A 12,299-nucleotide genomic window follows, 5' to 3' on the forward strand; every position below is an offset into this window, starting at 1 on the left:
GTGCGCACACGCCCTTGCAAATACCGTACTACTGCATAAGACCCACAATACCGCGTTGCAGTTCGCAGCGCTCTGTTACCAAACACGTCACAACGGCAGGGCCAGATAAAAATGCGCGCCCTGTCCGGGTTTGGACAGTACGCCCATATAACCGCCATGCAATTGCACGATTTCCTTGCATAGCGCCAGCCCCAGCCCAGCACCGCCTTTCTTGCCGCCGACCTGCACAAAGGGTTCAAATACCCGAGCCTGCTGGCTATAGGGAATACCCTCGCCGTTGTCTTCAACGCCGATGATCACACGCTCCGACTTGCGCCGCGCACGCAGCACTATCTTGCCGCCGCTGTCCGTGTGGCGCAGGGCGTTGCCGATCAGGTTGTCCAGCACGCGTTCAATCTGCAGCCGGTCCAGTTCGACCTTGGGTAACTCGCCTTCGGTTTCGATGGTGATGGAGATATCTCGCTCGCTTGCCTGTCCAGTAAACCGCTGCTGGGTATTAATCAGCAACGGCTCCAGATCACAGGGGGCCGGATCGATCTTCTGCAGACCGTTCTGATACCGCGAGAAATTCAGCAGATCGTTGATCAGCCGCACCAGACGACGCATCTCCTCGTCCACGGTGTTCATCAGATCCGATTCGCGGCTGCCGGGCTGCGCATTGGCGCCTTCCTGCAGCAGCGCAAAGGCCATATGCATCCCGGCCACCGGCGTGCGCAACTCGTGGGAAGCGCGCAACACGAACTCGCTGCGCACGCGCTCGAATGCACGTTGCTCGGTCACATCGCGCAGCACCATCACCGCGCAGACGAAATGCCCTTCGTTATGAATAACCGAGGACAGGCTGTAGCTGAGCATACGGGTTTCACCATCGGCCTCGATCTGCAGATCCTGCTCGCCGTGCTCCTGATAATCATCCTGGAGCAGTTTGTGCAGCTGCTCATCCAACTCAGGCAAGCCGAGTACTTCACCTAGATGTAGACCCAGATGACTCTCATCACACCCCAACTGGCGCTGCGCTACCGGGTTGATATGTTCGATGCGCGCCGCGCAATCGAAGATCAGCAGGCCGTCGTCGATGCTGTCCAGCACCGCCTGCAGGCGTTTCTGCTCGGCTTGCAACGCGGCGATGTCGCTGTTGCGGAACTCTTCCAGCGAAGCGGCCATAAGCCCGAAACGCTTGGCCAGAGTCGACATTTCGGCGATCGGCGAAATCGGCAATACCACCTTGAAATCGCCTTTACCGATGCGGTCGGCGGCCCTGGCCAATGACTCAATTGGCCGGCCGAAGCGCTGGGCGATGCTGTTGGCGGTAATCAGGCCGATCAGCAGTACCGCCACGGCGATCAAGCCCATCAGCCCAGCAACCAGCCAGGCCCGTTCGCGGGAGCTGTCTTCGGCCGCCTCCACCTGCGTCACGTAGCGCATCTGCACAGCGCTGATGCGGTCACGCATGGCGTCCACCGCCCGACCAAACTGGTCGTTGCGCAGCAGCTCGCGGCGTACGGTAAAGGGCTCGCTGATCAACAGGCTGTAGGTCGCGTAGGCATGCCGAATTTCCTCGGTTGCCTGTATATCAGCGTCATTCATCGCGCTGGAAGCGGCAGTGTCGAGCCAATTACGGAAGTGCGCATCAGAAGCCGCCAACGCATCGCGGTCCAGGTCTTCAGCCAGCAGCAGCGTCACCTGGCGACTCAATTCATGGCTGAGCCCCAGGGTTGCCTGAATAATGCTCAGATTTCGCGTCATCGCGGTGTTCTGCGTCTTGGTCAGATGCAGCACACTGAACAGTCCCAACAGCAAGCCGACCACCGCGACCGTCAGCAGCGCGCTGCTGCTGAGGAACAACCGGCTGCGCAATTTCATAATGCCAACTGCTTGCGCTTGCGATACAAGGTGGAGGCGTCAATGCCGAGGGTTTTGGCGGCCTGATCCAGGGTTTCGCTGTTGGCCAATACTGCCGCGATATGCGCCCGCTCGAGCTCGTCGAGACTCAGCTCATCACCCACCCGCGGCGCACTGTTGAGTGCTGGACCGCTGAAACCCAGGTGACTGACCTGCACCTTGTCATCAGTACAGATAATGCTCGCACGCTCGATGACGTTGCGCAGTTCACGAATGTTGCCCGGCCATGAATAGGCTAGCAGCGCGGTCATGGCCTCTTCGGTGAAGCCCCGGGCCGGCGTGCTGTAGGCTTTGACGAAACGCAGCAGGAAGCGCTCTGCCAGCTCGGCAATATCTTCCACGCGCTCACGCAGCGGCAGCAATGTCAGGGTAATAACGTTCAAGCGGTAGAGCAGATCCTCGCGGAACCGGCCGTCGTCGACCATATCCTTGAGGCTGCGGTTGGTCGCGGCAAGAATCCGTACATCCGCTTGACGGGTGACCGGATCGCCGACCCGTTCAAATTCCTTGTCCTGGATGAAACGCAGCAACTTGGGTTGCAACGTAAGCGGGAAATCGCCGATCTCGTCGAGAAACAAGGTGCCGCCATCGGCTTGACTGACCCGCCCCAGTGTGTTTTCACTGGCGCCGGTAAAAGCGCCCTTGGTATGACCAAAGAGCTCACTTTCCATCAGTTCCGAGGACAGCGAAGGGCAGTTAATGGTCACAAAGGACTTTTTCCCGCGCTGGCTCCACTTGTGCATGGCCTTGGCCAGCTCACCTTTGCCGGTACCGGACTCTCCAAGAATCAGGATATTGGCATCAGTAGACGCTACCTGCCGCGCTGTATCGAGAATCGCCATCATCGCTGGCGATCTTGAATCCAGGCCTTCCTGCGGCTTGCCCACCTGGCCCTCGAGCTGCTCGATACGCGCCACCAGCTGGCGGGCCTTGAGCTGCTTGGCCGCGCTCATGCGCAACTGCTCGGGGCTACAGGGCTTGACCAGATAATCCGAAGCACCGGCCTGAATGGCATCCACCGCGGTATCCACTGCCGAGTGCGCGGTCACTATAACCACCGCCATCCACGGCGCCAGCACGCGCATCTGTGCCAACACATCAAGGCCGCTGTCTTCACCCAGACGCAGATCCAGAAAACACAGATCGAATACGTGCTGCTGTAGCAGGGCCTCGGCCTTGGAGGCCGAGTTGGCTGTGGATACCTGGTAGTTCTCATCTTCCAGGCAATAACGGAAAGTGCGCAAAATAGCTGATTCATCATCAACCAGAAGAATACGTCCGCAGGGTTGTTCCGCCGGTTCCATTTTCCGCTCCTGACCTCTTTCCGGAATTGCTTGTAAAAGTCGTGCAAGTTGCACGGCATCAAGACCGCGATCATGCAGCCTGCATGCCACCTAGTGCCAGCACTTTTTTGTATCTACCTGATTTATAACAGAATTAACTGATCTTTCAGGTTGGCACAGCGCTTGCGACAGTATGGTACGACTGGGAAAACAGTCATTTTGCGATAAAAATTGGAGAATAACGATGTTCAAACTAAAAACTCTCGCCCTGGCCACTGCTACTGCCGGCATCATTGCCCTGTCCCCCATGACCGCTTTCGCTGACGACGGCGACACCAGCCGCCAGTTGAGTGAAGCCCGTCAAGAGGGTTCCGTGGTCACTGCTATCGCACTGAATCGCCACCTCAACCCCTTCAAGATTGACGTTGAAGTTGAAAACGGCACTGCTGTACTGACCGGTGAAGTCGAAAGCGACGTTGATCGTGATCTGGCCGAACAAGTTGCCATGAGCGTTGATGGCGTACAGAAGGTCGACAACCAACTAACTGTTGATCGCGAAGCCGAGCGCAACGAGCACAACGACAAATCCATGACCCAGCGCTTTGACAACGCTACCACTACCGCCAGCGTGAAATCGCGTCTGCTGTGGAACAGCAACACTGAAGGTCTGGACATTAATGTCACCACCATGAACGGTGTCGTTACTCTCGAAGGTACCGCCCAATCTGAAGAAGCCAAGGAGTTGGCCGAGCGTCTGGCTGCCAATACCGATGGCGTGCGTGATGTAGAAAACAACATCACTGTTAATGCCAATGCCACGACTGCTGCCAAGGCGCAGAACACGGCAGACGAAGCTGGTGAAGCTATCAGCGACGCCTGGATCACCAGCAAGGTGAAGTCTACCTTCCTGTTCAGTAACAACCTGGACGGTCTGGATATCACGGTGGAAACCGAGAACGGTCAGGTCACCCTGAGCGGCACCGTCGCTACCGCAGCTGAGAAAGAGCTGGCAGTTGAGACCGCGCGCAACATTCGCGGTGTGACAGATGTAAACGCCTCTGCTCTGAACGTAGCGGGCTAAGAACCAAACCACCGGCCAATTCCGGCCGGTGGCTGCCGTATTCGCCGCCACAAGCGACGTGATGCACCTGGAGAATGACGATGACGAACAAGACCGCACAACTGAATGAACTGATTGAAATCACCCGCGACGGACAGCGCTTCTATGAGCATGCACGTGAAGAGGTGAAGGATATCGGCTTGCAGAACCTGTTCAGTGACATGGTGCTGGCGAAAACCGAAGTGATCCAGGCGCTGTCGCTGAAAGTGGCGGCTAATCATGAGCAGCCAGCCACGGGTGGCACCTTTGCCGGCAAATGCCGCCAGATCTATGCCGACACCCGTGCAATGATTTCCAGCGATGAAGATGCAACTTACATCGCCCAATTGGAAGAAGCCGAGGACCGTATCCTTCACGCGTTTGAAGAAGCGCTGGAAGATTCCGAGGCGGATGTACGCACCTTGCTGGTTCTGGAAATGCCCAAAGTACGGGCTTGCCATGACCGCATGCGCGCACTGAAAAAAGCAACAGAGTAATAGATGGGCAACACCAGGGCGGCCCAGGCGCAGTTGGCCTGAAGCAGCCTTAACGGCTGGTCCAGAGCTAGCCTGGCGGGGCATATGCCCTATTTAAGGAGAAACACTATGCTGAGTTGGGCTGTTACATTCTTAATTATCGCCATCATCGCTGCGGTTCTGGGCTTTGGTGGCATTGCAGGCACCGCAACAGGGATTGCCAAGATCTTGTTCCTGGTCTTCCTGGTGCTCTTCGTGGTTTCGCTGATCCTGGGTCGACGACCTAAGGTTTAGTAGCACCACAAAAAAACGCGCAAAACTCAAAAACCGCTTCCCTGGGGAGCGGTTTTTGCGCATCTGCAGTTTGAGTTTTGCTGGCTAGCCGGCAACCGGGGAAGCCGGGGCTCCAGCCAACGCGCGGTACACATTGACCATCGCCAACACCACTTGCGTCTCACTCTGCACCCACCTGTCACGCATGGCGGTCAGCTCCTGCTCGGCGGCCAGCAGTTCGAAATAACCGATAAAGCCCTGGTCATAGCGGTCACGTGCCTGTTCTACCGCCTGGGTGGCGGCGTCAGTGGCGCTTTGCAGCAACGCTGCACGCTCTTGCGATTGCTGGTAGCGCAACAGCCAGGTTTCAGTCTCTTCCAGGGCCAGCAGCACTGTCTGCCGGTAGTCGGCCAACAGCTCGGCGGACTGGGCATCAGCTGCATCAATGCGCGCCTGCACCTGGGCCCGGTCGAGGAAGCTCCAGTCAATCCCCAGCGCCACGCGTCCGGTGCTTGCGCCGCCAGTAAACAGGTCAGAGCCGTTGCCAGCCAGCGAACCTATCAGCCCGTCCAGGGTAAAGCGCGGGAACAGATCAGCACTGGCCACGCCAATACGCGCACTGGCCGCCGCCAACCGCCGCTCGGCCGCCTGAATATCCGGACGTCGCCGCAGTACGTCGCCCGGGCTACCCGCCGCAATCGATGGATGGCTGTCAGGTAGATCTGCAGGAACATGCAGCAAAGGCACCAGTGCGGTAGGCGTTTGCCCGGTCAGCACGCCGATGCGGTGCATTTCTGCGCCTATACCTGCTTTCAACTGCGGAATCACCGCTCGGGTAGCGTCCAACTGAGCGCGAGCCCGGACCTGATCGAACAGGGTGCCGCGGCCGGCATCCAGGCGCGCACTGACAATATCCAGCGACGCCTGCTGTAAACCGACGTTCTCTTCAGCCACCCGCAGTTGTTGCTGCAGACCGCGCAGCTGGAAATAGCTGCTGGCCATCTGGCCTGCGAGCGCTACCTGCAAAGTCTGCCGGTCCGCGCCCGCCGCCTGCAGTTCGGCCTCACTGGCTTCAGTGGCGCGGCGCAGCCGCCCGAACAGGTCCAGTTCCCAGCTCAGCGCGACACCGGCCTGGTACAGCTCCACACTGCGCTCATCCGGTTGGGTGCGTTCCACTTCCGCCAGCCGCTGCCCAGCAACACCGGCGCCCGCCGTGACACTCGGCAACTGATCGCGGCGCGAGCCGCGCAGCAGTGCTTCAGCCTCCTGGTACCGCGCCAGCGCTGCCTGCAGGCTCTGGTTTTCAGCCAGGGTTTGCTCAATCAAGCCTGCCAACAGGGGGTCGTCAAACCCTTGCCAGAATAGCTGCTCATTGCTCGCCACAGCTGTGCCTGCGGTGTCAGCCGGCGCTTGATCGTGGGCGAACTGCTGCAACTGCACCGGCTCCGGGGCCTGGTAGTCCGGGCCGACTGCGCAGGCACCGAGCAGTGCAGCCATGGTAAAGAGTCCTGCCAGCTTACTCATGTGATTCTCCTTTCAGCGACCCTTTGGATTCTGCAACAGCCGTTTCCGGCTTACCCTCAAAGCGCTTGGCCAGCGTTCTCAGGGCAACATAGAACACCGGGGTCAGCAGCAGGCCGAACAGGGTCACACCGATCATCCCGGTAAACACCGTGATGCCCATGGCGTTGCGCACCTCGGCACCTGCGCCGGTTGCCAGCACCAGCGGTACGACACCGGCAATAAAGGCCACCGAGGTCATGATGATCGGGCGCAGACGCAGGCGGCTGGCCTCCAGTGCGGCGCTGACGGTATCGCGACCCTGCAATTCCAGTTCGCGAGCAAACTCGACGATCAGGATTGCGTTCTTGCATGCCAGCCCCATCAACACCACCAGGCCCACCTGGACGAAGATGTTGTTGTCACCACCGACCATCCACACGCCGAACAAGGCGGCAAGCAAGCACATCGGCACGATCAGAATCACTGCCAGCGGCATCACCCAGCTTTCATACAGCGCCGCAAGCACCAGGAACACCAGCAGCAAGGCCAGCGGGAACACCACCATCGCCGCATTGCCCTGGGTTACCTGCTGGAAGCTCAGGTCGGTCCATTCCAGCGTCATGCCGGCTGGCAACACCTCGTCTGCTACGCCCATGACCGCAGCCAGGGTTTGCGACGACGACAGCAGGGTCGGGTCGGACTGGCCAATCAGGTCCGCCGCCGGATAGCCGTTGTAGCGGATCACCGGGTCTGGCCCGAAACTCTCGCGCAGCGTCACCATGGTATTGAGCGGGACCATCTCGTTATTCGCGTTACGCGTATAAAGGTGGTCGATGTCGCTTGGGTTATCGCGGAACTGCGCATCCGCCTGAGCCATGACCCGATAGGTACGGCCGAACAGATTGAAGTCGTTGATGTACTGCGAGCCAAAATACAGCTGCAGGCTGCCGAACAGATCATCCAGCTGCACGCCCTGGGCCTTGGCCTGCATACGGTCTACATCGGCATCCAGTTGCGGCACGTTGGCCTGGTAGGAGCTGAACGGGTAGAACATGCCGGGCGTCTCGCTCAGCGCCAGGGCCAGTTCGTTGGTGGCGTTCTGCAGTTCACCATAACCGGCGCCGCGACGATCCTGTACGTACAGCGAATACCCCGAACCCGCGCCCAGACCGAACACCGGCGGCGGCATAAAGGTTATGGCGAAGCCTTCATTGATGCCGCCCAGCTGTGCGTTGATGTCATCGGAGATCGCCTGTGCGGTGCGGTCACGCACCTCGAAGTCATCGAACACCATGAACACCGTACCCACGTTCGGCGTGTTGGTGCCCTGCAGCGCATTGAAGCCGACGAAGGCCAGCGCGTCAGATACGCCCTCCGTCTCCAGCGCCAGCTCACTGACCCGCCTTGCCACGGCTTCGGTACGATCCAGCGAAGCACCTTCCGGCAAACGGATACTACCGATCAGGTAAGTCTTGTCCTGAATCGGAATAAAACCGCCAGGCACCTGGGTGAACATCAACGCAGTACCACCCAGCAGGAGTAGATAAACGCCAAAGACCAAGCCGCGTTTACTCAGGCTGCGACCGACCAAGGATTCGTAGCGTTGCGCATTACGCTGGAAAAAGCGGTTGAACGGACGGAATATCCAGCCAAACAGGCGGTTGATAATGCGCGCCGGCAAATCCGGCGGAGCGCCATGCGGTTTCAACAACGCAGCCGCCAGCGCGGGCGAGAGGGTCAGCGAGTTGATCGCTGAAATCACCGTGGCAATGGCGATGGTCATGGCAAACTGGCGGTAGAACTGCCCGGTAATGCCATCCAGAAAGGCCATCGGCACGAATACCGCACAGAGCACCAGACTGATGGCAACGATCGGCCCGCTGACCTCGCGCTTCGCCTGGTGCGCAGCCGCCAACGGTGCCAGCCCCTCCTCGATATTACGTTCGACGTTCTCCACCACCACGATGGCATCGTCCACCACGATACCAATCGCCAGCACCATGGCAAACAGGGTCAGGGTGTTGATCGAAAAGCCCATCAGCAGCAAGACGGCAAAGGTACCGACAATCGATACCGGTACCGCCAGCAGCGGAATCAGCGACGCGCGCCAGGTCTGCAGAAACAGAATTACCACCAGCACGACCAGCGCGACGGCCTCGAGCAAGGTCATGATCACGGCCTTGATTGAGGTGCTGACGAACACGGTCGGGTCGTAAGCTACTTCCCAGCTCAAGCCCTCGGGGAAATCGCCCTCCAGCTCGGCCATTTTTGCCCGTACCGCAGCGGACACATCCAGAGAGTTAGAGCCGGGTGCCTGGAAGATCGGCAGGGCCACGGCCTGGCGGTTATTCAACAGCGCGCGCAAGGAGTCCTGCGACGCAGCCAGCTCAACCCGCGCCACATCCTTGAGCAGTGTGACCTCACCCTGCTCGCCGGTTTGCAACACGATATTCTCGAATTCCTCGACCGTCTCCAGGCGGCCCTGGGCGTTGATCGAGATCAGCAGATCCGAGCCATCCGGCATCGGCGGCGCGCCGATCTGTCCGGCGGAGACCTGGATGTTCTGCTCGCGTACCGCAGCGCTGATGTCACCAGCGGTCACGCCCAGCGCCGCAGCACGCTGCGGATCGATCCACAGGCGCATGGCATAGTCGCCAGAACCGAACAGGCCGGCCTGGCCGACACCGGGAATGCGTGCCAGCTCGTCACGAATATGCAGTACCGCGTAATTGCGGATATAGGTGGCATCCAGGCTGTCGTCCGGTGAGGTCAGATGCACCGCCATCATCAGGTTGGGCGACTGCTTCTGGGTGGTGACGCCTAGCTGACGCACATCCTCCGGTAGCCGCGGCAACGCCTGGGATACCCGGTTCTGCACCTGCACCTGGGCCTGATCCGGGTCGGTACCCAGGGCAAAGGTCACGGTCAGCGCCAGGCTGCCATCACTGCCGGCCACCGATTTCATGTAGATCATGTCCTCGACGCCGTTAATGGCTTCTTCCAGCGGCGTGGCCACGGTCTCGGATATGGTCTTGGGGTTGGCGCCCGGATAGCTGGCGCTGACCAATACGCTGGGCGGCACCACTTCGGGGTACTCGCTGACCGGCAGCAGCGGAATGCTGATCAGCCCGACAACGAAGATGATGATCGACAGCACCGAGGCAAAGATCGGCCTGTCTACGAAGAAACGCGAAAAATTCACGGCAACAGCCTCCCGGAACGCGTCCAGAAGGCGCGCCCGTATCAGTCAAATAAAGAAGAAGGTTAAATGGAGCGCTACTGCCTCACGGCGCTGTCGCGACTACTATGGGTGCCTCGCCACGGCGCATATCTACCAGCTGCGGAACCACTTCAATGCCGGGGAATGCGATCTTCTGCAACCCGTTGACCACCACGCGCTCGCCAGCGGCCAGCCCTTCGGTGATCACCAGCAGTCCATCAACCCGGCGGCCGGTTTCAACAATGCGGCGCTCGGCGCGATTGTCGGCATCCAGCACATACAGGTAGCGGCGATCCTGATCGGTCATCACCGCTTTCTGATCCACCAGCAATGCGGCACTGGCCGAGGCCACCGGCATTTCTACCCGGGCAAACTGCCCCGGGCGCAGAGCGCCGTCCGGATTGGCTACCTGCGCGCGGTACTGCAGGGTGCCGGTGCGGCTGTTGTACTGGTTATCAACAAAGTCCAGCTGGCCTTCAAACGGAAAGTCCTGCCCGCCTGGCAGCCCGATGCGTACTGGCACGGCCTGACCGTGGGGGTTGTCCTGGGCGGTCTGCTGATCACTCTCGAAATAGACATAGAGCGGGTCGACCGATACCAACGTGGACAATAGCGTGGCATCTGCGCTGGCCAGATTGCCGCGAGTCACCTGGGCACGGCCGATACGACCGCTGACCGGCGCCTTGACCTGGGTATATTCCAGATCCAGTTGCGCGCTTTGCAAGGACGCCGCAGCTGCATTGACTGCCGCCTGGGCCATGGTCTTCGCCGCGTTGCGCTGCTCGAACTCCTCACGGGAGATCGCTCGGCGCTCCCACAATTGCGCGGATCGCGCAGCCTCGCTGCTGGCCAGCGTCAACTGGCTGCGCATGCGCGCCAGTTCGGCCTGGGCCAGTTGCTCACGGGCTTTATAGGGCCGCGGGTCGATAACAAAGAGCACGTCGCCCTCGCTGACCAGTTCGCCCTCTTCAAAACCGACCTTATCTATATAGCCGCTGACGCGCGGCCGCAGTTCCACCGTTTGCGGTGCCTCAACGCGGCCGCTGAAGGCTCCCCACAGGGTTACAGGTTCAGCACGAACTTCGGCGACCTCAACCTCTGGCGGTGGGGGTGCAGCGGTGTTGTCCTGGCCTTGAGCATCGCAGCCGGCCATAACGGCCAGCAGCAGGGCGCCAAGCAGCGTCACTTTGGCGTCCTTGAAGGTGATTGCTTGCATGTGGTTCTCACTTCCCATCGGGGTCACTGATCTTGATCGTTTACAGAAAGACGCCGAGAGCGCCTTGGTAGAGCTAAACGATACGATCAGTGCGCTAACAGCGGGTAGCGCATTACTGCCATATGATTGCCTAATTCTATTTATCCAGAAATAAGCAGTAACGGCGCCGTGCCCAAAACAGGTCATCGAGCCAAACGATTGCACCGTCATAGGGCCTGTTTCACGCATGTTTGCGCGATCCTGCGGGTTTATTGCCTATTCCTGCAAAAGTAATACAAGCTTCATCTGCCTTACCTGATCCTGTATATACTACTTGCAAGCCTTTGGAGGTCAATCATGAATACCGTCGCCCACTCAAGTATTGTTCTCGACTCCGCCCTCAATTCCACACCCCTGCCGGTCGAGCCCATGTGCCGCGAGCTGGCCGACCTGGTCGCCGCCAGAATGACCGAAGAAGGTGTCTATGAAACCGACATTCCGGGTCTGGATCTGTTTCGCGTGGACGCGCCCACCAGTTGCATGTCTACCGTCTACGAACCCTCGCTGTGCGTTATTGCCCAGGGTCGCAAGATCGTCCAGCTCGGTGATCGGGAGATCGTCTACGGGGCGCTCAGCTATATGGTCTCCAGCGTTGATCTGCCGGTAAATGGCTATGTAGTCGATGCATCACCGGAAAATCCGTTTCTGGCAGTGAAGATCAATATCGACCCGGCCGAGGTCGCCGAACTGGTACTGCAGCTGGGCGACGCTGCACCATCAGAGCCGGTCGATTGCCCCTATTCGGCCTGCGGCCTCTGCGTGGCCCAGGTCGATCTGGGTATCCTCGATGCCATGACCCGCCTGGTAAGGCTGCTCGATTCGCCTACCGACGCGCGCTTTCTGGCACCGCTGATCCAGCGCGAGATAGTCTACCGCGCGTTGGTGGGTGAAATGGGCTCGCGCATGCGCGAGTTTGTATCTGCCGACAGCCAGTCGCACCGCATTTCCAGGGTAATTTCGGTACTCAAGGACCGATTTGCCGAGCCGTTGCGGGTGCGAGAACTGGCGGAAGACGTGAACATGAGTGAGTCGACGCTGTATCACAGCTTCAAGCAGGTCACGCGCATGTCCCCGGTGCAGTTCCAGAAGAAGCTGCGGTTACACGAAGCGCGTCGGTTAATGCTCAGCGAGGGTCTGGAAGCGGCCACTGCCAGCTACCGGGTCGGCTACGAAAGCCCCTCGCACTTCAGCCGTGAGTACAGCCGCATGTTCGGCGCGCCACCGCGGGCCGATGTGATCAAATTGCGCGGTGAAACGCGTATGAGCGTGCCTGCCTGAGCATTCGCTC

Annotated in this window: 9 protein-coding genes; 4 read left to right on the forward strand and 5 right to left on the reverse strand. The window is 59.6% G+C overall.

Annotated elements, in window-relative coordinates; genetic code table 11:
• Positions 1-87: 87 nt before the first annotated feature.
• Positions 88-1,863 (reverse strand): ATP-binding protein, encoded by a 1,776-nt coding sequence (locus EAO82_RS01285; protein WP_096345374.1) that lies wholly within the window; start codon positions 1,861-1,863, stop codon positions 88-90.
• Complete coding sequence (algB, locus tag EAO82_RS01290; protein WP_096345375.1) at positions 1,860-3,206, reverse strand: sigma-54-dependent response regulator transcription factor AlgB; 1,347 nt, start codon at positions 3,204-3,206, stop codon at positions 1,860-1,862. The genes EAO82_RS01285 and algB overlap by 4 nt, the downstream gene beginning before the upstream one ends.
• A 223-nt stretch (positions 3,207-3,429) precedes the next feature.
• On the opposite strand from algB, the gene EAO82_RS01295 reads away from it, so the two are divergent.
• The 3 genes from EAO82_RS01295 to EAO82_RS01305 all read left to right on the forward strand — a co-directional run bounded on the left by EAO82_RS01295 (position 3,430) and on the right by EAO82_RS01305 (position 5,054).
• Positions 3,430-4,266: a BON domain-containing protein gene (locus tag EAO82_RS01295; protein ID WP_096345376.1), complete on the forward strand. Its 837-nt coding sequence runs from the start codon at positions 3,430-3,432 to the stop codon at positions 4,264-4,266.
• Positions 4,267-4,346: 80 nt separating this feature from the next.
• On the forward strand, positions 4,347-4,781 hold the full coding sequence (locus EAO82_RS01300; protein WP_096345377.1) for a PA2169 family four-helix-bundle protein: 435 nt from the start codon (positions 4,347-4,349) through the stop codon (positions 4,779-4,781).
• A gap of 108 nt (positions 4,782-4,889) precedes the next feature.
• Positions 4,890-5,054: a DUF1328 domain-containing protein gene (locus EAO82_RS01305; RefSeq protein ID WP_022962111.1), complete on the forward strand. Its 165-nt coding sequence runs from the start codon at positions 4,890-4,892 to the stop codon at positions 5,052-5,054.
• Positions 5,055-5,138: 84 nt separating this feature from the next.
• Here the strand turns inward: EAO82_RS01305 and EAO82_RS01310 are convergent, their stop codons facing one another.
• From EAO82_RS01310 to EAO82_RS01320, 3 genes are all read right to left on the reverse strand, one after another.
• Positions 5,139-6,557 carry an efflux transporter outer membrane subunit gene (locus EAO82_RS01310; protein ID WP_096345378.1) on the reverse strand — a complete coding sequence of 473 codons (1,419 nt, stop codon included), beginning with the start codon at positions 6,555-6,557 and terminating at the stop codon, positions 5,139-5,141.
• Entirely contained in the window at positions 6,550-9,738 is a 3,189-nt protein-coding gene (locus tag EAO82_RS01315) for an efflux RND transporter permease subunit (protein ID WP_096345379.1), read from the reverse strand. Before EAO82_RS01315 ends, EAO82_RS01310 begins: the two co-directional genes overlap by 8 nt.
• Positions 9,739-9,820: 82 nt before the next feature.
• Complete coding sequence (locus EAO82_RS01320) at positions 9,821-10,972, reverse strand: efflux RND transporter periplasmic adaptor subunit (protein ID WP_096345380.1); 1,152 nt, start codon at positions 10,970-10,972, stop codon at positions 9,821-9,823.
• Between the two features lie 408 nt (positions 10,973-11,380).
• On the opposite strand from EAO82_RS01320, the gene EAO82_RS01325 reads away from it, so the two are divergent.
• Positions 11,381-12,289 (forward strand): AraC family transcriptional regulator, encoded by a 909-nt coding sequence (locus EAO82_RS01325; RefSeq protein ID WP_410402923.1) that lies wholly within the window; start codon positions 11,381-11,383, stop codon positions 12,287-12,289.
• Positions 12,290-12,299 lie beyond the last annotated feature (10 nt).

It is taken from the genome of Halopseudomonas pelagia, assembly GCF_009497895.1.
Lineage (GTDB): Bacteria > Pseudomonadota > Gammaproteobacteria > Pseudomonadales > Pseudomonadaceae > Halopseudomonas > Halopseudomonas pelagia_A.

Bases quoted from the DNA above. Each gene is read 5' to 3' on its own strand.
- EAO82_RS01320 (WP_096345380.1), bottom strand. From the start codon at position 10,972: ATGCAAGCAATCACCTTCAAGGACGCCAAAGTGACGCTGCTTGGCGCC.
- EAO82_RS01295 (WP_096345376.1), top strand. From the start codon at position 3,430: ATGTTCAAACTAAAAACTCTCGCCCTGGCCACTGCTACTGCCGGCATC.
- EAO82_RS01325 (WP_410402923.1), top strand. From the start codon at position 11,381: ATGTGCCGCGAGCTGGCCGACCTGGTCGCCGCCAGAATGACCGAAGAA.
- EAO82_RS01310 (WP_096345378.1), bottom strand. From the start codon at position 6,557: ATGAGTAAGCTGGCAGGACTCTTTACCATGGCTGCACTGCTCGGTGCC.
- EAO82_RS01305 (WP_022962111.1), top strand. From the start codon at position 4,890: ATGCTGAGTTGGGCTGTTACATTCTTAATTATCGCCATCATCGCTGCG.
- EAO82_RS01300 (WP_096345377.1), top strand. From the start codon at position 4,347: ATGACGAACAAGACCGCACAACTGAATGAACTGATTGAAATCACCCGC.
- EAO82_RS01285 (WP_096345374.1), bottom strand. From the start codon at position 1,863: ATGAAATTGCGCAGCCGGTTGTTCCTCAGCAGCAGCGCGCTGCTGACG.
- algB (WP_096345375.1), bottom strand. From the start codon at position 3,206: ATGGAACCGGCGGAACAACCCTGCGGACGTATTCTTCTGGTTGATGAT.